Here is a 21522-nt window from a genome sequence, read left to right as displayed (position 1 = left end):
GAAAAACAAAGCAGATCGGTGTACAGCTTTTGCTCTTCACCACTCATCAGGCCGAGCGTTAGCTCGCCTACCGCTTTTGATCTTGAGGTGCACGCCCCATCGAGAGGCCGAGTGGAGGTTCTGCGCAGTGGGCAACCCGGCATGGATGCCGGGTTAGCCGCGCACGGCCATGGATGGCCGATCGCGGCGGGCCCACGGAGCAGGACCGGAGCGAGGGCATGCCGAGCCTAAGCGAGGCACCGAACGAAAGGGGCAAGAGCGTTTGGTTACTTTGCGCTTTTCAAAGTGACCCGCCGTAAGGGCGGAACCAATAGTCGCCGTTACCCATAAAACGGATATACACCCTATCCCTCGCCCAGCCCCCGCCAAGCGCCAATCAATGCAGGATCTGGCTCAAGAACAGCTTGGTACGCTCATTCTGCGGATTATCGAAGAAATCATTCGGCGCAGCCTGTTCAACGATTTCCCCCTTGTCCATAAAGATCACCCGGTTAGCCACAGTCCGGGCAAAGCCCATTTCGTGAGTAACACAGAGCATGGTCATACCGTCTTCAGCCAGACCGATCATGGTGTCGAGCACCTCTTTCACCATCTCCGGATCAAGCGCCGACGTCGGTTCGTCGAACAACATGATTTTCGGTTTCATGCACAGGGCACGAGCAATCGCCACACGTTGTTGCTGCCCGCCGGACAACTGCCCCGGGAATTTATGTGCCTGCTCCGGAATACGCACACGCTCCAGGTAATGCATGGCAATTTCTTCAGCCTTGCGCTTGGGCATCTTGCGTACCCACATCGGCGCCAGCGTGCAGTTTTGCAGGATGGTCAGGTGCGGGAACAGGTTGAAGTGCTGGAACACCATGCCGACTTCACGGCGGATCGCTTCGATCTGCTTGAGGTCGTTGGTCAGTTCCACGCCATCGACCACGATGCGGCCCTGCTGGTGTTCTTCCAGACGGTTGAGGCAACGAATGGTGGTGGATTTCCCCGAACCCGACGGGCCACACAGGACAATACGCTCGCCCTGCTTGACGTTCAGGTTGATGTCTTTCAACACATGGAACTGGCCATACCACTTGTTCACGCCCTGCATCTGAATAATGCCTTCAGGGCTCACAGGCTGTTTGATCGCTTCACTCATGACAAAACTCCTAACGCTTGTGGCCAGTGTCCAGCTTACGTTCCAAATGCATGGAGTAGCGGGACATACCAAAACAGAAAATCCAGAACACCAGGGCCGCGAACACATAGCCTTCAGTGGCCATGCCCAACCATTTCGGGTCGGCGGCGGCTTGCTTGACGCTGTTGAGCAGGTCGAACAGGCCGATGATGATCACCAGGCTTGTGTCCTTGAACAGCGCAATGAAGGTGTTGACGATGCCGGGAATGACCAGCTTCAGGGCTTGCGGCAGAATCACCAGGCCCATGCTGCGCCAATAACCGAGCCCCATCGCTGCAGCCGCTTCGTACTGACCTTTGGGAATCGCTTGCAGACCACCACGCACCACTTCGGCCACATACGCCGACTGGAACAGGATCACGCCGATCAGCGCCCGCAGCAATTTGTCGAAGTTCATGCCTTCAGGCAGGAACAGCGGCAGCATCACCGAGGACATGAACAGCACCGTGATCAACGGTACGCCGCGCCAGAATTCGATGAAGGTCACGCAGACCACCCGAATCGCCGGCATGTTCGAACGACGGCCCAGGGCCAGGACGATACCCAGCGGCAGCGCACCGGCAATACCCACGGTGGCGATCACCAGGGTCAGCATCAAGCCGCCCCATTGGCTGGTCGCCACGGTGGCCAGGCCAAACAGGTCGCCGTGCAACAGGAAGTAGGCAATGATCGGGTACAGCACCAGGAAACTCAGGCCATACACCGCTTTGTGGTGAAAGCGCGAGATGAACAACGGTGCGATGCCGATGACGGCCAGCCACACGGTCAGGTCCACCCGCCAGCGCAGTTCCGGCGGATAGTAGCCGTACATGAACTGGCCAAAGCGTTGCTGGATGAACACCCAGCACGCGCCTTCCTTGGTGCAGTCGGCGCGGGTCGTGCCCACCCAATTGGCGTCAAGGATTGCCCAATGCAGGATCGGCGGCACCACCAGGTAAATCAGATAGAACGCGAACAGGGTCAGCAGGGTGTTGAGCCAGCTGGAGAACATGTTCGCGCGCATCCAGGCGATCACACCAATGCTGCTGTTCGGTGGAGGCATGTCAGGTTTGAAAGTATGAGTACTCATGCGCTTTTCCTTACCGCTCGATCAGCGCAATGCGCTTGTTGTACCAGTTCATCAGCAGGGAAATGCTGATACTGATCGCCAGGTACACGCTCATGGTGATGGCAATGACTTCGATCGCTTGCCCGGTCTGGTTCAGCACCGTACCGGCGAACAACGACACCATTTCCGGATAACCGATACCGGCCGCCAGCGAGGAGTTTTTTGCCAGGTTCAGGTACTGGCTGGTCAGCGGCGGAATGATCACGCGCAGGGCTTGCGGGATGATCACCTGGCGCAGGGTCGGACCGTTGCGCAACCCCAGGGAGTGCGCTGCCTCGGTCTGGCCATGGCTGACCGACTTGATGCCCGAACGCACGATTTCGGCAATAAATGCTGCGGTGTACACCGTCAGGGCCAGGGTCAATGCCAGCAGTTCCGGGATCAACACCCAGCCACCGACGAAGTTGAAGCCCTGCAGCTTCGGCAGCTCCCAGTGCAGCGGCGCGCCGAAGATCAACGCACACAGCGCCGGTATCACCAGGAACAGCGCCAGGCCCACCCAGAATTTGTGGAAGGGTACGCCGGTCGCTTCGAAGCGCTTGGTGGCCCAGCGGTTCATCAGCACGATGGCGACAATGGCCACGACCACGCTGACCGCGAAGGCCCAGAACCCATCCGCCATTTGCGCGGCTGGCATGTTCAGGCCGCGGCTGCTGACAAAGAAGGTGTCGGCGAAGTTATGGCTGTTGCGGGGCCCCGGCATGGTGAGGAACACCGCGAAGTACCAGAACAGGATTTGCAGCAGCGGCGGAATGTTGCGGAAGACTTCCACATAGACAGTCGCCAGCTTGCTGATGATCCAGTTCTTCGACAGCCGTGACACACCAACAATGAACCCGAGGATCGTCGCCAGGACCACGCCGATGATGGTCACCAGCAGCGTATTGAGCAGGCCGATGGCAAACACCCGGGCATACGTGTCCGATTCGGTGTAGGGGATCAGGTGTTGAGCGATGCCGAAACCGGCACTGCGCTCCAGAAAGCTGAAACCGGAGGTGATACCCCGGTGTTGAAGGTTGGTCTGCACGTTATCGAACAGGTACCAGCCCATCGAGACCACCGCCACAAGGGTGATGATCTGGAATAGCCACGCACGCACTTTGGGATCGTTGAGGCTGAGCCTCTGCTTTGGTGCGCCGATTGAATTTTGCATGAAGTGCCCCGGATGTAATGGAACAGAACATCACCCGGTGGTTGGCCCACCGGGTGATAGAACCATCAGCGCACTGGTGGTGCGTATTGAATGCCGCCGTTGGTCCACAGGGCGTTCAAGCCACGGTCGATTTCCAGCGGGGTGCTCTTGCCGAGGTTTTTCTCGAACACTTCACCGTAGTTACCGACCTGGCTGACGATCTTGACGACCCAGTCCTTCGGCAGCTTCAGATCCTTGCCGTATTCGCCATCAGCGCCCAGCAGACGGGCAACGTCGGGGTTCTTGGTCGATTTGGCTTGTTCAACCACGTTTTTGGAGGTCACGCCCGCTTCTTCAGCGTTGAGCATGGCGTAGCCAACCCAACGAACGATGGCCAGCCACTCGTCGTCGCCGTTACGCACGACAGGACCCAGAGGTTCTTTGGAAATGGTTTCCGGCAGCACCACGTAGTCTTTCGGCGAAGCCAGCTTGCTGCGTTGTGCGTACAGCTGGGACTTGTCGGAGGTCAGCACGTCGCAACGACCGGATTCCAGCGACTTGGCGCTTTCATCGGAGGTGTCGAAAGTGATCGGGGTGTATTTCAGGTTGTTGGCACGGAAGTAGTCGGACACGTTCAGCTCGGTGGTGGTACCGGCTTGAATACAGATGGTCGCGCCGTCCAGTTCCTTGGCACTTTTTACGCCCAGCTTGCTGTTGGCCAGGAAGCCTACGCCGTCGTAATAAGTAATGAAGCCAGGAAACTTCAAGCCCATGCCCGCGTCACGGGAACTGGTCATGGTGGAGTTACGCGACAGCATGTCGATTTCGCCGGATTGCAGAGCAGTGAAACGCTCCTTCGCATTCAACTGGCTGAACTTGACCTTGTTCGCGTCACCGAAGACTGCAGCAGCGACAGCGCGGCAGTAGTCAGCATCGATACCCACGATCTTGCCAGTGGAGTCCGGTACAGAGAAGCCGGGCAGACCGTCGCTCACGCCGCACTGTACGAAACCTTTCTTCTGCACTGCATCCAGGGTTGCACCCGCCTGGGCGAACCCACTGACACCGAGTACTGCGGCTGCAGTCACGATGGCCAGGGTGGATTTCAACATCTTCATTCAAACCTCCAGTTTTGCTCTTGTTGTGTCGGAGCTTGAGTCCAGTCGCACCCTTATGAGGCGTTGTTGACCCGTGTTGGCTTTTTTTGGGGTCAACCGACGTAAGACCTGCGCTATGAGTCTAGTAGGAGAAAATCCATTCATGGATAACTCACTTCTCACCAATCGGCCGAACGGGCTGTAGCCCTTTCACGTTCGCGAAGCCCGTAACGGCCACTGGCGAACATCCATCACCGGATTCTTTGCTATCCCGCAACCAGCGGTACACTGATAGTGTTACCGCAAGGCGCGAGATGGGTTGTACCGTTTTCCCATAGCAAAGCCCGTACCAGACCGCCCGCTAAAGCGATTCAGCGCCAGGTCAATAGCAAAACTTGTAGCCTTGCGACATCTTCTTAACTGAGCAACCAGGCACGCACTCGGAACTCGCACTGAATGAGCGCGCGCGCACACCTTTGGAGCACCCATGACCCAGCCCTTGATTCTTCAACCCGTCAAGCCCGCAGACGCCTGCGTAATCTGGCTGCACGGCTTGGGCGCCGACCGTTACGACTTCCTGCCGGTAGCCGAAGCCTTGCAGGAAACGCTGTTGACCACCCGCTTCGTTCTCCCTCAGGCACCGACACGCGCGGTCACCATCAACGGTGGCTATGAGATGCCAAGCTGGTACGACATATTGGCCATGAACCCGGCGCGTGCGATCAACCGCGAGCAGCTGCAAGAGTCGGCACAAGTAGTCATTAATCTGATCGAAGAGCAGCGCGCCGGCGGAATAGACGCCTCGCGGATTTTCCTGGCCGGTTTTTCCCAGGGTGGCGCCGTGGTACTACACACCGCATTCCTGAAATGGCAGGGAGCCTTGGGCGGCGTAATTGCCCTCTCCACTTATGCACCGACTTTCAGCGATGAACTGGAGCTTTCGGCCAGCCAGCAGCGCATTCCCGTGCTGTCTTTGCACGGCCAGTACGATGACGTGGTTCAAAACGCCATGGGTCGCAGCGCTTATGAGCATTTAAAGCTGCGTGGTGTCACCGTGACATGGCAGGAATACCCAATGGGCCACGAAGTGTTACCCGAGGAGATTCGCGACATCGGCGTGTGGCTCGCCGAGCGCTTGCGTTAACGCTTCAGGCGAAAAGCACGCCCTTTGATCATCCCACTACGCCGCGCCCGATTCTTGCATTACACTGGCCGGCGTATATTCCTTAACCAATTGATGAGATGACCGTGCTCAAAGCACTCAAAAAAATGTTCGGTAAAAGCGAGACTGAGCAGCTCGCGCCAGTCACCAGTGCTCCGTCTCACAATCCCGGCCACCGCACCGACGGTAATCAGTCTGGCCAGACCGCCACCGCCGCGGTACCGAAGCACGAGCCAGTGACCGCACCGGCCGTCCAGCCTGTTGAAGTCGCTGACGCCGAGCCACCGCGCAGCGAAGCCCCGAAACCCGCAAAACCGCGTCGCGAACCGAAGCCAAAGGCGCCGGTCATTCCCTGGAAACTCGAAGACTTCGCCGTCGAACCCCAGGAAGGCAAAACCCGTTTCCACGATTTCAAACTCGCCCCCGAACTGATGCATGCCATCCAGGACCTGGGCTTTCCGTATTGCACGCCGATCCAGGCCCAAGTGCTTGGTTTCACCCTGGCGGGCAAAGACGCCATCGGTCGCGCCCAGACCGGCACCGGCAAAACCGCTGCCTTCCTGATTTCGATCATCACCCAGTTGCTGCAAACCCCGCCGCCGAAAGAGCGTTATATGGGCGAGCCGCGGGCGCTGATCATCGCGCCGACCCGTGAACTGGTGGTGCAAATCGCCAAGGACGCGGCCGACCTGACCAAGTACACCGGCCTCAACGTCATGACGTTTGTCGGTGGCATGGACTTCGACAAGCAGCTCAAGCACCTCGAAGCCCGTCACTGCGACATCCTCGTGGCCACGCCGGGTCGTCTGCTGGACTTCAACCAGCGCGGCGACGTGCACCTGGACATGGTCGAAGTCATGGTCCTGGACGAAGCCGACCGAATGCTCGACATGGGTTTCATCCCACAAGTGCGTCAGATCATTCGCCAGACCCCGCCGAAAAACGAACGTCAGACACTGCTGTTCTCCGCGACCTTCACCGAAGACGTGATGAACCTCGCCAAGCAGTGGACCACCGATCCGTCGATCGTTGAGATCGAGTCGCAGAACGTGGCCAGCGAAAACGTCGAGCAGCACATCTACGCGGTGGCCGGTGCCGACAAATACAAACTGCTCTACAACCTGGTCAACGACAACGGCTGGGAGCGGGTGATGGTGTTCGCCAACCGCAAGGATGAAGTGCGGCGCATCGAAGAACGCCTGGTCCGCGACGGCGTCAACGCCGCGCAGCTGTCGGGTGACGTACCGCAGCACAAACGCATCAAGACCCTGGAAGGTTTCCGCGAAGGCAAGATTCGCGTGCTGGTGGCCACCGATGTCGCCGGTCGCGGCATCCACATCGACGGCATCAGCCACGTGATCAACTTCACCCTGCCGGAAGTCCCGGACGACTACGTACACCGTATCGGCCGTACCGGTCGTGCTGGCGCCGATGGGGTGTCCATCAGTTTTGCCGGTGAAGACGACTCCTACCAGCTACCGTCCATCGAGGCGCTGCTGGGACGCAAGATCAGCTGTGAAACGCCACCGACGCATCTGTTGCGGGCGGTTGAGCGCAAGCGCCCGTAACACGGGACGCATTAAAAGAGGCGCAGCCGGAAACGGACTGCGCTTTTTTTTTGTGCAGCCTTTGTAGGAGCGAGCTTGCTCGCGATGGTCGTTAACGATGACGCTTATTTTCTGAAACAACGCGGCGCACTTGGGATCATCGCGAGCAAGCTCGCTCCTACTGGTATTGCGTTAACGGCGAGAAGCAGCTTTTTTTTCGCTTGGATATTGCGAGCGATAACTAAAAGTCCATAATGGACAAATTAGTTTACTTTCAGTGCCCGGAGCCGACCATGTCCAGTACGCCTTATGTGATCAACCACCTTCAGGCCCGCGAGCTGCTGGCACAGGTCGACGTGCCGAAAATCCTGCGCAAACTGTTCCGCGACCTGGCCGCCGGGCAAGCGGTGCAACCGGCGCAGCAACTGGTGGAGTTTCCACAAGGCGCCGGCGACTTCATCAACTACCTGGGGGTACTGGCAGAAGAGGGCGTCTACGGGGTCAAGACCTCGCCGTACATCGTGCGCGAGCAAGGTCCGCTGGTGACGGCGTGGACGTTGCTGATGTCGATGCAGACCGGCCAGCCGTTGCTGCTCTGTGATGCCGGCGAGTTGACCACCGCACGCACCGCCGCGACCACGGCCGTGGCGGTTGATGCCCTCGCCCCATTGCAGGCCCGGCGCCTGGCGATCATCGGCAGCGGCAAGGTCGCCCAGGCGCACCTGCATTACGTCAGAAACCTGCGGGACTGGCAGACCATCAGCCTCTACTCCCCTGGCCTGGACGATCTGAGTCCAGAAGCACTGGCACAGCTCAAAAGCCTCGATCCACGCCTGACCCTCGTCGACAGCCGGGAAACGGCGATTCAAGACGCTGACGTGATCATGCTCTGCACCTCCTCCGCCGGCCCGGTGATCGACCCCTCGAGCTTAAGCAAACCGGCGCTGATCACCTCCATCAGCACCAACGCGCCGCGTGCCCACGAAGTGCCGCCGCAGAGCCTCAATCACATGCAGGTGTTCTGCGACTATCGCCTGACCACCCCGGGCTCGGCCGGTGAAATGCTGATTGCCGGCGAACAACATGGTTGGGACAAAAACGCGATTGTCGGCGACCTGCCGGATCTGCTCAGCGAAAAAGTGCAACGCCCCGACTACGATCGTCATGTGTTCTTCCGCTCGATTGGCCTGGGCCTGGAAGACATCGCAGTGGCCAATGCCATTTACCAACTACAACGCTAACACCACAAACACCACAATCCCTGTAGGAGCGAGCTTGCTCGCGATGGAGTGTCAGTCGACATCAATGCAGCTGACACACCATCGCGAGCAAGCTCGCTCCTACAGGGAGCCTTATTTGCGCCCCACAGGAGACGTTCATGAGCCAGGCAGATTTCATCATCATCGGCGGCGGGATAGCCGGCGCTTCCACCGGTTTCTGGCTGTCGCAACAGGCCCGCGTGATCGTGGTCGAACGCGAATCCCATCCGGCCTATCACTCGACCGGACGTTCCGCTGCGTTGTACACCGCCGCTTACGGGACTCCGCAGGTTCGGGCATTGACCCAGGCCAGTCGCGATTTCTTCGACACCCCGCCGACCGGCTTCTGCGAGCACCCACTGCTGACCCCACGCGGCGAGATGACCGTGGACTTCACTGGCGATCCGGTCGAGTTGAACAATCAATACCTGAGCGCCAAAGCCACCGTGCCGGAGATGCAACTGCTCAGCCCCGACGAGGCCTGTGCGCGCCTGCCGATTCTGCGCCGGGAAAAAGTCCATGGCGCGATCTACGACCCGACGGCCAGTGATATCGACACCGATGCCCTGCACCAGGGTTACCTGCGCGGTATCCGCCGCAACAACGGCGAGGTCCATACCGACCGTGAAGTCCTGAGCCTGACCCGCGATGCCGAGGGCATGTGGCACGTAGAAACCTACGGCCAGACCTTTACCGCCCCGGTCATCATCAACGCGGCCGGCGCCTGGGCCGACAAGATCGGCGAACTGGCCGGCGCCAGGCCGCTGGGCCTGCAACCGAAACGCCGGGCGGCGTTCATCTTCGCCGGGCCCGAGGGCGTGGACATCCACCACTGGCCGATGCTGGTCAGCCTCGACGAATCCTTCTACATGAAACCTGACGCCGGGATGTTCCTCGGCTCACCGGCCAATGCCGACCCGGTGGAACCGCATGATGTGCAGCCGGAAGAACTGGACATCGCCATGGGCATTTACCAGATCGAAGAAGCCACGACCCTGACCATCCGCCGTCCGACCCGAACCTGGGCCGGCCTGCGCAGCTTCGTCAGCGATGGCGACTTGTTGTCCGGTTTCGATCCACAGGTGCCGGGGTTGTTTTGGGTGGCGGCGCAAGGCGGCTATGGCATTCAAACATCGCCGGCCATGGGCCAGGCCAGCGCCGCACTGGTACGCGGTGAAACCCTGCCCGAACAACTGACGCGCTTCGGCCTGGACGCGCAGATGCTCTCCCCCACTCGGCTGAACTGATTTTTCGTCCTCAGGTGACGTCCTGACACGATTACGGCACACTTCCAGCGCCCGCTTTTAATGGGGCGTTGATGCTGCCTGGAGCTCCACTTTATGAACGCCCAAGAACACGATCCGGCCCTCGATGCCTCTCCATTGGAGCGCTCGCCCCTGGATAACTATCGAGCGATCGCCGACGCCATCGCCACGTTGTTCTTTCCTCACGCCGAGGTGGTGCTGCACGATCTGCGCACACAGAAGGTCGACTACATCGCCAACAACCTGTCCAAACGGGAAATTGGTGATGATTCGGCACTGGAGGACATGCTCAGCGACGATGTCAGCGAACGCAACATCGGGCCGTACGAAAAACTCAATTGGGATGGTCAGAAGATTCGCAGCCTGAGCAGCGTGCTGCGCGACAACGAAGGTCATCCGCTGGCGGTGCTGTGCATTAACCTGAATATTTCGTTGTTCGAAAACGCGAAAGCGGCACTGGATCTGTTCCTGTCGCCGACCAAGCTGATTCCACAACCGGACGCGCTGTTTCGCGATGACTGGCAGGAGCGGATCAACACCTTCCTCCATGCCTGGCTGCGCGAACGCCAGCTGAGCCTGAACCTGCTGACCCGCGACCACAAACGCGAGCTGGTGCTGGCGTTGCATGCCGAAGGCGCTTTCAAAGGCAAAAGCGCCTCCAACTATGTCGCCAATGTGCTGAACATGGGACGGGCAACGGTGTACAAGCATTTGAAGGAATTGAAGGGCTAACACGCACCTGTGGGAGCGAGCCTGCTCGCGAAAAACGTCAACGATAACGCTATTTGCCTGACACCCCGAGGTGTTCTCAGGTCCATCGCGAGCAAGCTCGCTCCTACAGGTATCCGGTGCTTATTCCAATACCGCAGCCGGCCCGAAGAACTCGTAACGGCTCTGCTTCTCCGGAACACCCAGGGCTTTGAGGTGGCGCTTGATCGCCACCATAAAGCCTTTAGGCCCGAGGAAGTAAGCGTCCAGATCGCGCTGCTGCGGCAACCACTCGCCGAGCTGCTCCTGAGTCAACAAACCCACCTTGTGCGCTGCCGGGCTGACGCCGTCATCTTCGTCGTAGCAATAGAAGCGCTTGAGCTGTGGGTGACGTTCGGCCAAGCCGTCGATCCAGTCGCGGAAGGCATGAACGCTGCCATTACGTGCGCAGTGGATAAAGTGCACCGGCCGCTCGGTCGCCAACGCCGCTTCAAGCATCGCCAGGGTCGGCGTGATGCCAACGCCACCGCTGATCAACACCAGCGGTTTGTCGCTGTCGCTCAGGGTGAACTCGCCCGATGGCGGGAACAGCTCAATGGTCGAACCCACATGCAGTTGATCGTGCAAGTGGTTCGAGGCGCGGCCACCGGTTTCACGTTTGACGCTGATGCGATACAGGCCTTTGTTGGGCAAGGCCGACAGCGAGTAGTTACGACGAATCTCTTCGCCATCAAGGATCAGCTTCATGCCGATGTACTGGCCAGGCTCTGCCGCCAGAATCGGGCCTTTGTCGGCCGGTTCGAAGTAGAACGAGATAATTTCCGCGCTTTCTTCTACCTTGGCCGCCACGATGAATTCCCGCGCCCCGCGCCAGCCACCGGGTGCCTGTTCTTTCTGGTCGTAGATACTGGTTTCGGCACCGATCAGGATCTCGGCCAATTGACCGTAGGCCGCGCCCCAGGCGCTCATCACTTCAGGCGTGGCAATTTCTTCGCCCAATACTTCAGAGATCGCCCGCAGCAGGCAGGTGCCGACAATCGGGTAGTGTTCCGGGAGGATTTGCAGGGCAACGTGTTTGTTGATGATCTTGGCCACCAGATCGCCCAGTTGGTCGAGCTGGTCAATGTGCCGCGCATACATCAACACCCCATTGGCCAACGCACGCGGCTGATCACCACTGGCCTGATGCGCCTGGTTGAACAGCGGGCGAACTTGCGGGTACTCGGAGAGCATCATGCGGTAGAAGTAAGTGATCAAGGCTTCGCCACCGCTTTCCAGCAATGGCACAGTAGATTTGACGATGGCACGGTCTTGAACGCTAAGCATAAGGCGACTCCTGGGTGACATGGGTTGCTAACGGATGACTCTAGGCTTATCAGTTTCCATGCCAATATTTAAATCCTTATAAATCAATATGTTAATAACAAGATAGTCATATCGACAGCAGCTGATTTATAGTCATACCGACTACACGGAGTCACTATGACTGCAAAAGCCTTGCTGACCACGCTGCTACCTCTGGTCTCTGACCTTTCCCGCGAACTCCCCGAAGGCGAGCGTTATCGACGCCTGCTCGAAGCCATGCGCGCCCTGCTCCCCTGCGATGCCGCCGCCCTGTTGCGCCTCGACGGCGAATGGCTGGTGCCCCTGGCCGTTGACGGGTTGAGCACCGACACCCTTGGCCGGCGCTTCAAAGTCAGCGAGCACCCGCGCTTCGAAGCGTTGCTCAGCAGTCCCGGCCCGACCCGCTTCGCCGCCGACAGCAACTTGCCTGACCCTTACGACGGGCTGGTCGATGGCCTCGACGATCACCTGGAAGTCCACGACTGCATGGGTTGCCCGCTGTTCATCGACGAGCGTCCGTGGGGCCTTTTGACGCTCGACGCCCTCGACCCGGAGCGCTTCGAACCGATCGAACTGGACGCCCTGCAAGCGTTCGCCAGCCTCGCCGCCGCCACGGTCAACGCCGCCGAGCGCATCGAACGCCTGGCCAATCGCGTCGAAGACGAACACCAGCGCGCCGAGGTTTACCGTCAAGCCAGCGGCCAGCAGAACCGCGAGATGATTGGCCAGAGCAAGACCCACAAACGGCTGTTGGAAGAAATCAATCTGGTGGGCGGCAGCGATCTGACCGTGCTGATCACCGGGGAAACCGGGGTCGGCAAAGAGCTGGTGGCCCAGGCGATTCACGCCGCATCACCCCGAGCCGACAAGCCGATCATCAGCCTCAACTGCGCCGCATTGCCGGACACCCTGGTGGAAAGCGAACTGTTCGGCCACGTGCGCGGCGCGTTCACCGGGGCCATGAATGACCGGCGCGGCAAGTTCGAACTGGCCAACGGCGGCACGCTGTTTCTCGATGAAGTCGGTGAGTTGTCGCTGACGGTGCAGGCCAAATTGCTGCGCGTGCTGCAAAGCGGCCAATTGCAGCGGCTGGGTTCGGATAAAGAACATCAGGTCGACGTGCGACTGATCGCGGCGACCAACCGCGACCTGGCGGAGGAAGTACGCAGTGGCCGTTACCGCGCCGACTTCTATCATCGACTCAGTGTTTACCCGTTGCTGGTGCCGGCCTTGCGGGATCGCGGACGCGACGTGCTGCTGCTCAGCGGCTACTTCCTGGAACAGAACCGCTCGCGCATGGGCCTCAACAGCCTGCGCCTGAACGCGGATGCCCAGGCTGCGTTGCTGGCCTACAGTTGGCCCGGTAACGTGCGGGAGTTGGAACACTTGATCGGCCGCAGTGCCTTGAAGGCCTTGGGTAACTGTAAGGAACGACCGAAAATTCTCAGTTTGAGCGCTGCCGACCTGGACCTGCTCAATGGCAGCGTCAAAGTCAGCGCCGAGCAACCAGCCGCCGCCGAAGCCGCAGTGGCATTGATGACGGGCGATTTGCGCGAGGCTACCGAAAACTATCAGCGCCAATTGATCAGTGCATGCCTGGAACGCCACCACAACAACTGGGCAAGCGCCGCCCGTGAACTGGGCCTGGATCGGGCGAATCTAGGGCGAATGGCCAAGCGATTGGGCATGAAGTGAGTCATCAACCCCTCAATCGGCGGTGAGTGGCGCATAACTTGCTTCGAGAGCGGCCACTGCGGCGGCATTCTGTCGCTGTTTTTTGCCCTCGGATGCGACCGACCGCTCAATGAATACGACGTTTTCCTGCGTAGGCTGCGGCAAATGCTGCAATGATCACCATGTGCCCCTGACCCTGCCCGAAGCCCGGGTCTGGGCCGCCGATGGCGGTCAGGTGATCGTGCTGGTGGAAGCCTTCCTGAGCAATGGCCTGGGCCTGCCGCCGCAGCAACGCGAACACGCCGAACGCCGTTCAGCGGTGGTTCGCAGCGCCGACGCAGAGGCCAATGTCGCGATCACCTTCGCCGCTTATAATGTCGGTGCCTGCCGTCATCTTGACGAAGACAATCGCTGTCGCATCTACGAACGCCGACCGTTGGTGTGCCGCATCTACCCGATGGAAATCAATCCGCACATCCCCCTGAACACCGCCGTGAAGGAATGCCCGCCCGAGTCGTGGGAAAAAGGGCCGCAGTTGATTGTCGGCGGTGAGTTGATGGACCGGGAATTGTCAGCGCTGATTCAACGCTCCCGCCAGGCGGATCGCGATGACATTCAGATGAAGGATGCCATCTGTGCGTTGCTGGGAATCCGCACGACCGCGCTGAAGGGCGATGGATTTACCGCTTATCTGCCGGACATGAACGCGTTCGCCACGATCATCGACGAATTGACCGACCAGGTATTGCCGCAGTGGGACAGCGAATGGCTGTTCCATGTGTCGGGTGAGGATATCGCCGGGCAAGTACTGGCGGCCGGCGCGCAACTGGCGACGGATGAGCCGGGAAATTATTCGTTTATTTCGTTGCGGGCGGCTTGATCCGAAGGGATTGGCGCCTGTCAGGGCCTCTTCGCGAGCAGGCTCGCTCCCACAAGGGATCTTCAGTGAACACAGAATTTGTGTACGACGACGGTCCACTGTGGGAGCGAGCCGGCTCCGGGCGGCGTTCCGACGAAGACGGCAGACCCGGCAATGCAAATCTCCGAATCCTAACGCTTGCCCATCGAACGACGAGTCCCCGGAGGCGCTGCGCCAGGGGTCTTGGTGTGGCCGTTCTTGGCGCCATTCTTGTACCAGGGCTGGCTGGCGCCCTTGGCGGCCTGCAGTTCACCCGGTTTGAACGGGAACTTGAACGCCGGGATCGCAGCGTTGATTTCGCTCTGGGTGCCGGCGTCGACGCCGTCTGGCAGCTCGTCGCCCAAGGCGTCCGCTACCGGCGGTTGTTTCGGGGAAGTCATGAAAGCTCCGGGTAATGCGCAAAGTGTCGGGCCCGGTCAGCGAGCCGCGAAAGGCGGCAGTATAACTAAATGACGCTCAAAGCTCTCAACTGCCGTTGAGCGGTATGCAGGCCACTCGCACAAATCACGGGAAGAATGTTAGCGTGCTCAGCATTCACCTCCGCCCGACGAGCCCCCGCCCATGAAAAAGACCGTCCTCGCCTTCAGCCGCGTCACGCCTGAAATGGTTGAACGCCTGCAACAAGACTTCGACGTCATCGTGCCGAACCCGAAAAACGGCGACATCAACGCCCAGTTCAATGAAGCCCTGCCCCACGCCCATGGTTTGATTGGTGTCGGCCGCAAGCTCGGTCGCGCCCAACTGGAAAACGCCGCGAAACTGCAAGTGGTGTCCAGCGTCTCGGTGGGTTACGACAACTATGACGTCGCCTATTTCAATGAACGCGGGATCATGCTCACCAACACCCCCGACGTGCTGACCGAAAGCACCGCCGACCTGGCCTTCGCCCTGCTGATGAGCAGCGCCCGCCGCGTGGCCGAGCTGGACGCCTGGACCAAGGCCGGTCAATGGCAAGCCACCGTCGGCGCGCCGTTGTTCGGTTGCGATGTGCACGGTAAGACATTGGGCATCGTCGGCATGGGCAACATCGGCGCAGCCATTGCCCGTCGCGGTCGGCTCGGCTTCAACATGCCGATCCTCTACAGCGGCAACAGCCGCAAGACCGCGCTGGAACAACAACTCGGCGCACAGTTTCGCAGCCTCGATCAACTGCTGGCCGAAGCCGATTTCGTCTGCCTGGTGGTGCCGCTCAGCGAAAAGACCCGACACCTGATCAGCCACCGCGAACTGGCATTGATGAAGCCGAGCGCCATCCTGGTGAACATCGCCCGGGGCCCGGTGGTCGACGAACCGGCATTGATCGAAGCACTGCAAAACAACCGGATTCGCGGCGCCGGGCTGGACGTCTACGAGAAAGAACCAATGGCCGAATCGCCGCTGTTCCAACTGAAAAATGCCGTGACCTTGCCACACATCGGCTCGGCCACTCACGAAACCCGCGAAGCCATGGCTAACCGGGCCTTGGCCAACTTGCGCAGCGCCTTGCTGGGTGAGCGGCCACAGGACCTGGTGAACCCGCAGGTCTGGAAAGCTTAACCCCCACAACAAATCAAAAGATCGGGCCCCGTTCGGACGATCTTTTGATCTTGCCGACCCCTCACGCCAGCTTGCCATTCCCCAGGTTCATCGACGCCTTGGGTTTGCGAAACACCAGTACGTTCCCCAGCATCACCATCACCAGCCCCGCCAGCGCCGGCGTGGTCCACTGGTAACCTTCGGCAAACGCCGACACGTTGAGCGCCACCACTGGGAACAACACGGTGCAGTAGGCCGCGCGCTCCGGGCCCATGCGCCCGACCAGCGTCAGGTACGCGGTGAACCCGATCACCGAACCCGGAATCACCAGGTACAGCAGCGAGCCGAGGTAGCGTGCATTCCACTCGATATCGAATGGAATACCCTTGACCAGGCACCACACCGAGAGCATCGCCGCGCCATACGCCATGCCCCAGGCATTCGTCGTCAGCGGCTTGAGGCCGGCCTTCTGTTGCAGGCTTGAAAGCATGTTGCCCGCCGAGAAACAGAGGGTTCCGCACAGCGCCAGGCCCAGACCGAGCAATGTTTGCGGGCTGGCAGCGTGGCCGGCCAACTCAGGCCAAAACAACAGGCCAAGCCCGAGCAAGCCCAGCGCGCCGCCCATCAGCACGTTACGGGCGATTTTCTGGCCGAAGAACACCCGCGCATTGAGGGCGTTCCACAGTGTCGCGGTGGAAAACACCACGGCCACCAGACCGCTGGGGATCCACTGGCTGGCGGTGAGGAAGCACATGAAGTTGACGCAGAACAGGCACAACCCCTGTGCCAGGCAGATCAAGTGTCCGCGGCGGTTCATCACTTGCAGGCGCCGGCTGAGCAGCAACATCACGAACAGCACCAGCGCGGCGAGGCCGAAGCGATAAACGATCGACACCGGAATGGCCACCACGCCCAATTGCCATTTCAGGGCAATCCAGGTGGTGCCCCAGATCAGCACGGTCAACAGGTACAAAGACAGGTTCATGGCAAAGGCTCCTCAATAGGGGCCCAGTGTCCTGCGCCAGCGCCTGACGCACTTGCATAAACTTGCGCTTTTGTCAGGCGGCGGGCTGGCAGGCGAACGCCTACGGAGTAGGATGCAAGGCGTTGGAGAGAACCGATCATGGCCGCACTGGAAACCTTGCAAGTCTTTCAAGCCCTCAACCGCTCGCCCAATGCTCGTCTCGAGCACAGCGCCGAGCTCGGTGACGGCATGGCTGCAGCCTTGTGGAGCAACCATCACGACGCCCAGGATTACGAAGCGCCGAGCCACCACACCCTCTCTTGCTACATCGCCGGCGGCACCGGCACCTTTCGCCGCGACCAGCCCGGCACCAAGGGCGGTCCCGACAAGCTGTGCATTCTGCCGGCCGAGCATCAGTCTGGCTGGGTGATCAATGGCGACATTCGCCTGGCCCACCTGTATTTCAGCCCCGAACAATTTGCCCTCGGCTGCGTCACGCTGCTGGATCGCGAACCTCGCGAACTGCAATTGCGCGAAAGCACCTTTCTCGACGATCCGCAGCAAGCGCGGCGCTTTCGGCAGATGATCACACTCAATTGGGATGAACCGGGCGAGCGCCTGCTCACCAGCAGTCTGGCCCACGAAATGCTGAGCCACGCGTTGCTCTGCCAGGTCGGGATGCGCGAAGGGTTGCGGCTCAAGGGTGGGCTGGCGGCGCACCAGCGACGGCAGTTGGTGGAGTACATCGACAGTCAGTTGGCCGAAGCCATCAGTCTTGGGCAACTGGCGCGATTGTGTACGCTGTCGGAATATCACTTTGCGCGGATGTTCAGGGAGAGCTTCGGTTTGCCGCCGCATCAGTACGTGTTGGCGCGGCGATTGAGCCGGGCGCGGGATTTGCTGCGCTCAACGTCACGGCCATTAGGAGAAATTGCCTTGGCGTGCGGATTTGCCAGCGCGAGTCATTTCACCAATCGGTTTCGCCAGGCGCTGGGTGGGACGCCTGGGGAGTATCGGCAGGCGTTTTTGCGCTAGACCCAGGATTTTCGGTGCTTTTCAGGGCGCCTTCGCGAGCAGGCTCGCTCCCACATTTGGGGATGCATTTCCCTGTGGGAGCGAGCCTGCTCGCGAAAGCGGCCCTAGCCTGCGCCAGCTGCTACAAAAGAGCGGCGTCGCGGCGAAGATCATTGAATGCACAAACTAAAACGGGCCTGCATCAGCAGGCCCGTCTTCAGTGGGAAGGTAAATAGTAAATCAGGCTTCAACCGTTTTGTGCGGCCTGTTCATTCTCGAGAAACTCGTCTTCCAGCAGCGCATCGGCAGTGCGTCTCTCGAACGGCACCACAGAAGCTCGCGGTTTGCCCCGCAGTCTGCCGAACAGATGATCCAGCGCATGTTCGAGTTTTTCGGCTGCCCCGTCGATCGCCAGTTCCAGGTTTTCGGCTTTATGGGTGACAGAAATCGGTTGATGGCCTTTTGGCCGCGCTTCCAGTTGGCAGCGCAAATCGTGGGGACCCGGCTTGTCGCCGTTCTCGTCCCGCAGGTGAACCTCAACTCGGGTCAGGTCCTCTTCGTAACGTTCGAGCGTGCTCTCTATGGTAGTACGTACCCACTCCTCCAGTCGGATGCTGCTTTGAATATGGTTATCGCTGTTGACTTGGATTTGCATAGTTCATCCCTTATTTCAGCTAGCTCGCTAGAGGCCCTCCGGCTAGCCCTTGGGCGTCATCACCGTGACCTCTTACTTACACAATCGGTCTGTGCGAGGAACAATTCAACCCCTAAAAAAAGATAAATTTCTATTCGCAAAAAAAGCCGGACAACGAACAAAAGCGCTGTTAAGGTCGGGAGTCGGCTCGCGTCGGCCTGACGCCCCTACCTGCTCACATCCGTTGTTCCGCCAGCGGGTGCAGGCTACGAAAAACCCCCGCTTCTTCTACGAGCCAGTCATGCACCGCACGCACGCCCGGGTGGCTCAGCGCACCCGGCGCATAAAGCAGCATGTAACGTTTGTGATTGGGCACCGCCAAGCCAAACGGCACGATCAACGCCCCCCGCTCCAGCTCATCGTTCAACAACGTTCGCCGCGCAATCGCCACGCCCATGCCGGCTATCGCCGCTTCGATGGTCAGGTGATTGCGATTGAACGTGTGCCCGCGCCGCACGTCGGCGCCCTCGAAGCCGATGGCATTGAGATAGAACTCCCATTCCGCATATTCATAGCTGCCGCGCCAGGCAGTGATGTCGTGCAACAACGGAAAGTGCACCAGGTCCGCCGGCCCATGCAGCGGCGGACGGCCACGCAACAGGCTCGGGGCGCAGACCGGGAAAATCTGCTCGTCGAGCAAGGCTGTGGATAACAATCCCGGATAACTGCCATCGTTCAAATCGATCGCCAGGTCGAAATCACCCTCGTGCAACGGCACGCTGCTGTCCTCGGCCACCAGGCGTAATTGAATGTCCGGAAAACGCTGCTGCAAACGCGGCAATCGTGGGGTCAGCCATTTGCTGAGGAAGGATGGAATCGAGCGCACCCGCAATATGCCGCTGATGATGCCCGCGTCCAGCCGTCGTAATTCCGCGTCGATACTGCCGTAGGCCTCATTGACCGTAATGGCCAGTCGCTGGCCTTCAGCGCTCAGTTCCACGCCGCGAGCACGACGGTGGAATAAGCGAAAACCCAGTCGCTCTTCCAGTTGTCGGATTTGCTGGCTGACCGCCCCCGGCGTGATGTGCAGTTCTTCCGCGCATCGGGTGAACGACAAGTGCCGCGCGGCACAGGAAAACACGTGCAGCCAGACGTAAGTCTGGGCATGCAATTGACGACTCATCGTTTAGTCCTGCTAAAGGCTTTCTTAGGAAGTTTCGTTGGTCACGGTGGACCGAGAGGGCCAGTATCGCCGACATTGCGCTTGTCCTACAAAACATGGCAGCGATTCCTCCTCCATTGCTTGTATAGGCTTTAGCATGGCTATCAGTGTTTTCGATCTTTTCAAAGTCGGCATCGGTCCCTCCAGTTCCCACACCGTCGGCCCGATGCGCGCCGCGGCGACCTTCGCCCAGGCACTCACCGATCAGGGTTTGCTGGACGACGTAAGACGGGTAGAAATCCGCCTTTATGGTTCGCTTTCAGCTACCGGCGTCGGCCATGCCACCGACCGCGCCTGCGTCATGGGCTTGATGGGCGAATGGCCGGATAGCATCGATCCGACCAGCATCGACAGGCGCATCCAGACGCTGCGCGAAACCGGTGAATTGTCGCTGGCAGGCAAAACGACTATTGCTTTCAACTGGCAGCGCGACCTCCTGCTGCTCGACGAGAGTTTGCCCTACCACCCCAATGCCATGTCCCTGACAGCCTTCGGTGAAACCGGCGAGCTGTCGGAGCAGACGTACTACTCAATCGGCGGTGGTTTCATCATCGAAGCGGCGGAAGCCGAATCCGGTGTCGCGCCAGCCTGCGACGTCGTGCTGCCGTACGATTTCTCCAGCGCTGGCGAATTGCTCAAGCTCTGCAACCAGCACGGCCTGCGAGTTTCCGAGTTGATGATGGCCAATGAATTGGCCTGGCGCAGCGAAGCGGAAATCCGTCAGAGGCTGCTGCACATCTGGTCGGTGATGCGCGAGTGCGTCGAGCAAGGCCTGCGCCACGAGGGCATTCTGCCGGGCGGTCTGAATGTTCCACGCCGTGCGGCGAAATTGCACCGCAGCCTGTTGGAAATCGGCAAACCCAATGTCATCACCTCCACGCTGTCGGCCATGGAGTGGGTGAACCTGTTCGCCCTTGCCGTGAACGAGGAAAACGCTGCCGGCGGACGCATGGTGACGGCACCGACCAATGGCGCGGCCGGGATCATCCCCGCGGTCCTGCACTACTACATGAAATTCAACCCGGACGCGTCGGACGATGACGTGGTCGCGTTCTTCCTCGGCGCGGCGGCCGTCGGCATTTTGTGCAAGAAAAACGCCTCGATCTCCGGCGCCGAAGTCGGCTGTCAGGGCGAAGTCGGTTCGGCCTGCGCCATGGCTGCCGCTGGCCTGGCAGACGTACTCGGCGCCACCCCGGAACAACTGGAAAACGCGGCTGAAATCGGGCTGGAACACAACCTTGGCCTGACCTGCGACCCCGTCGGCGGCCTGGTTCAGGTGCCGTGCATCGAGCGCAATGCGATTGCTGCCGTAAAGGCGATCAACGCCACGCAAATGGCCCTGCGCGGGGACGGCAAACACTTCATTTCCCTGGATCGGGTGATCCGCACCATGCGCGATACCGGCGCCGACATGCATGACAAATACAAAGAGACCTCACGGGGTGGCCTGGCCGTGAGCTGGGTGGAGTGCTGATCGGCCGGCTTGCACCGCCTGCGATCATCGACGCGTACATGCCCTGAAACGCCACGCCTTGTAGCAGCTGGCAAAGCCTGCGTTCGGCTGCGCAGCAGTCGTGAAATCAGACAATGCTGTGCATCAGGCCCATCTCGTGCGTCAGGTTTTACGACTGCTGCGCAGCCGAACGCAGGCTTCGCCAGCTGCTACAAAGTATGTGCGTAATCGTTCCGGCACGCCCCTTGCTACCCTCTTGTAAACGATGAGGGCGATGTGACCAGGGAATGGCCGGTGGTCCGGTGTTGCGAACTAATCCTGATCA

General features: G+C 59.9%; 19 protein-coding genes. 10 read left to right on the top strand and 9 right to left on the bottom strand.

Going from position 1 to position 21522, the window contains the following annotated elements:
* Positions 1 to 376 precede the first annotated feature (376 nt).
* The 4 genes from AC1MDT_RS26540 to AC1MDT_RS26525 all read right to left on the bottom strand — a co-directional run bounded on the left by AC1MDT_RS26540 (position 377) and on the right by AC1MDT_RS26525 (position 4538).
* On the bottom strand, positions 377 to 1141 hold the full coding sequence (locus AC1MDT_RS26540) for an amino acid ABC transporter ATP-binding protein (RefSeq protein WP_010444394.1): 765 nt from the start codon (positions 1139 to 1141) through the stop codon (positions 377 to 379).
* Positions 1142 to 1151: 10 nt separating this feature from the next.
* Positions 1152 to 2249, bottom strand: coding sequence for an amino acid ABC transporter permease (locus AC1MDT_RS26535; RefSeq protein WP_480419672.1), 1098 nt, complete (start codon positions 2247 to 2249; stop codon positions 1152 to 1154).
* 10 nt (positions 2250 to 2259) lie between these two features.
* Positions 2260 to 3441, bottom strand: a complete 1182-nt coding sequence (locus tag AC1MDT_RS26530) for an amino acid ABC transporter permease (protein WP_480419671.1) — start codon at positions 3439 to 3441, stop codon at positions 2260 to 2262.
* A 65-nt stretch (positions 3442 to 3506) separates the two neighbouring features.
* Positions 3507 to 4538 (bottom strand): amino acid ABC transporter substrate-binding protein, encoded by a 1032-nt coding sequence (locus AC1MDT_RS26525; protein ID WP_201114801.1) that lies wholly within the window; start codon positions 4536 to 4538, stop codon positions 3507 to 3509.
* Positions 4539 to 5004: 466 nt separating this feature from the next.
* Here AC1MDT_RS26525 and AC1MDT_RS26520 point away from each other — a divergent pair, with 466 nt between their 5' ends.
* From AC1MDT_RS26520 to AC1MDT_RS26500, 5 genes are all read left to right on the top strand, one after another.
* Positions 5005 to 5661 carry an alpha/beta hydrolase gene (locus AC1MDT_RS26520; protein WP_480419670.1) on the top strand — a complete coding sequence of 219 codons (657 nt, stop codon included), beginning with the start codon at positions 5005 to 5007 and terminating at the stop codon, positions 5659 to 5661.
* 98 nt (positions 5662 to 5759) lie between these two features.
* Positions 5760 to 7247 (top strand): ATP-dependent RNA helicase RhlB, encoded by a 1488-nt coding sequence (gene rhlB, locus AC1MDT_RS26515; protein ID WP_480419669.1) that lies wholly within the window; start codon positions 5760 to 5762, stop codon positions 7245 to 7247.
* Positions 7248 to 7519: 272 nt separating this feature from the next.
* A complete protein-coding gene (locus tag AC1MDT_RS26510; protein WP_480419668.1) occupies positions 7520 to 8467 on the top strand; it encodes an ornithine cyclodeaminase family protein in 948 nt (315 codons plus the stop codon).
* Between the two features lie 137 nt (positions 8468 to 8604).
* Positions 8605 to 9732, top strand: a complete 1128-nt coding sequence (locus AC1MDT_RS26505; protein ID WP_480419667.1) for an NAD(P)/FAD-dependent oxidoreductase — start codon at positions 8605 to 8607, stop codon at positions 9730 to 9732.
* A 93-nt stretch (positions 9733 to 9825) separates the two neighbouring features.
* Positions 9826 to 10482: a helix-turn-helix transcriptional regulator gene (locus AC1MDT_RS26500; protein ID WP_480419666.1), complete on the top strand. Its 657-nt coding sequence runs from the start codon at positions 9826 to 9828 to the stop codon at positions 10480 to 10482.
* 120 nt (positions 10483 to 10602) lie between these two features.
* Here AC1MDT_RS26500 and hmpA read toward each other — a convergent pair whose 3' ends face one another.
* Positions 10603 to 11784 carry an NO-inducible flavohemoprotein gene (hmpA, locus tag AC1MDT_RS26495; RefSeq protein WP_480419665.1) on the bottom strand — a complete coding sequence of 394 codons (1182 nt, stop codon included), beginning with the start codon at positions 11782 to 11784 and terminating at the stop codon, positions 10603 to 10605.
* A 156-nt stretch (positions 11785 to 11940) separates the two neighbouring features.
* Here hmpA and norR point away from each other — a divergent pair, with 156 nt between their 5' ends.
* Entirely contained in the window at positions 11941 to 13497 is a 1557-nt protein-coding gene (gene norR, locus AC1MDT_RS26490; protein WP_480419664.1) for a nitric oxide reductase transcriptional regulator NorR, read from the top strand.
* A gap of 109 nt (positions 13498 to 13606) precedes the next feature.
* On the top strand, positions 13607 to 14356 hold the full coding sequence (locus AC1MDT_RS26485) for a YkgJ family cysteine cluster protein (RefSeq protein ID WP_480419663.1): 750 nt from the start codon (positions 13607 to 13609) through the stop codon (positions 14354 to 14356).
* A gap of 170 nt (positions 14357 to 14526) precedes the next feature.
* Here AC1MDT_RS26485 and AC1MDT_RS26480 read toward each other — a convergent pair whose 3' ends face one another.
* Positions 14527 to 14775 carry a hypothetical protein gene (locus tag AC1MDT_RS26480; RefSeq protein WP_414908439.1) on the bottom strand — a complete coding sequence of 83 codons (249 nt, stop codon included), beginning with the start codon at positions 14773 to 14775 and terminating at the stop codon, positions 14527 to 14529.
* Positions 14776 to 14956: 181 nt separating this feature from the next.
* Between AC1MDT_RS26480 and AC1MDT_RS26475 the strand changes: the two genes are divergently transcribed.
* Complete coding sequence (locus tag AC1MDT_RS26475; RefSeq protein WP_480419662.1) at positions 14957 to 15931, top strand: 2-hydroxyacid dehydrogenase; 975 nt, start codon at positions 14957 to 14959, stop codon at positions 15929 to 15931.
* A gap of 61 nt (positions 15932 to 15992) precedes the next feature.
* On the opposite strand, the gene AC1MDT_RS26470 is transcribed toward AC1MDT_RS26475, so the two are convergent.
* A complete protein-coding gene (locus AC1MDT_RS26470) occupies positions 15993 to 16895 on the bottom strand; it encodes a DMT family transporter (RefSeq protein ID WP_480419661.1) in 903 nt (300 codons plus the stop codon).
* 138 nt (positions 16896 to 17033) lie between these two features.
* Between AC1MDT_RS26470 and AC1MDT_RS26465 the strand changes: the two genes are divergently transcribed.
* A complete protein-coding gene (locus tag AC1MDT_RS26465) occupies positions 17034 to 17909 on the top strand; it encodes a helix-turn-helix domain-containing protein (protein WP_480419660.1) in 876 nt (291 codons plus the stop codon).
* Between the two features lie 226 nt (positions 17910 to 18135).
* Here the strand turns inward: AC1MDT_RS26465 and AC1MDT_RS26460 are convergent, their stop codons facing one another.
* The gene (locus tag AC1MDT_RS26460) at positions 18136 to 18543 is read right to left on the bottom strand and encodes an HPF/RaiA family ribosome-associated protein (protein WP_480419659.1); all 408 of its coding nucleotides are present in this window, start codon (positions 18541 to 18543) and stop codon (positions 18136 to 18138) included.
* Between the two features lie 214 nt (positions 18544 to 18757).
* Positions 18758 to 19705, bottom strand: a complete 948-nt coding sequence (locus AC1MDT_RS26455) for a LysR substrate-binding domain-containing protein (protein ID WP_480419657.1) — start codon at positions 19703 to 19705, stop codon at positions 18758 to 18760.
* A 136-nt stretch (positions 19706 to 19841) separates the two neighbouring features.
* Between AC1MDT_RS26455 and AC1MDT_RS26450 the strand changes: the two genes are divergently transcribed.
* The gene (locus AC1MDT_RS26450; protein ID WP_480419656.1) at positions 19842 to 21218 is read left to right on the top strand and encodes an L-serine ammonia-lyase; all 1377 of its coding nucleotides are present in this window, start codon (positions 19842 to 19844) and stop codon (positions 21216 to 21218) included.
* Positions 21219 to 21522 lie beyond the last annotated feature (304 nt).

Source organism: Pseudomonas sp. ASL7 (assembly GCF_056680375.1).
Note: the sequence above shows the minus strand (reverse complement) of the source record. Positions and strands in the feature narration are given on the sequence as shown.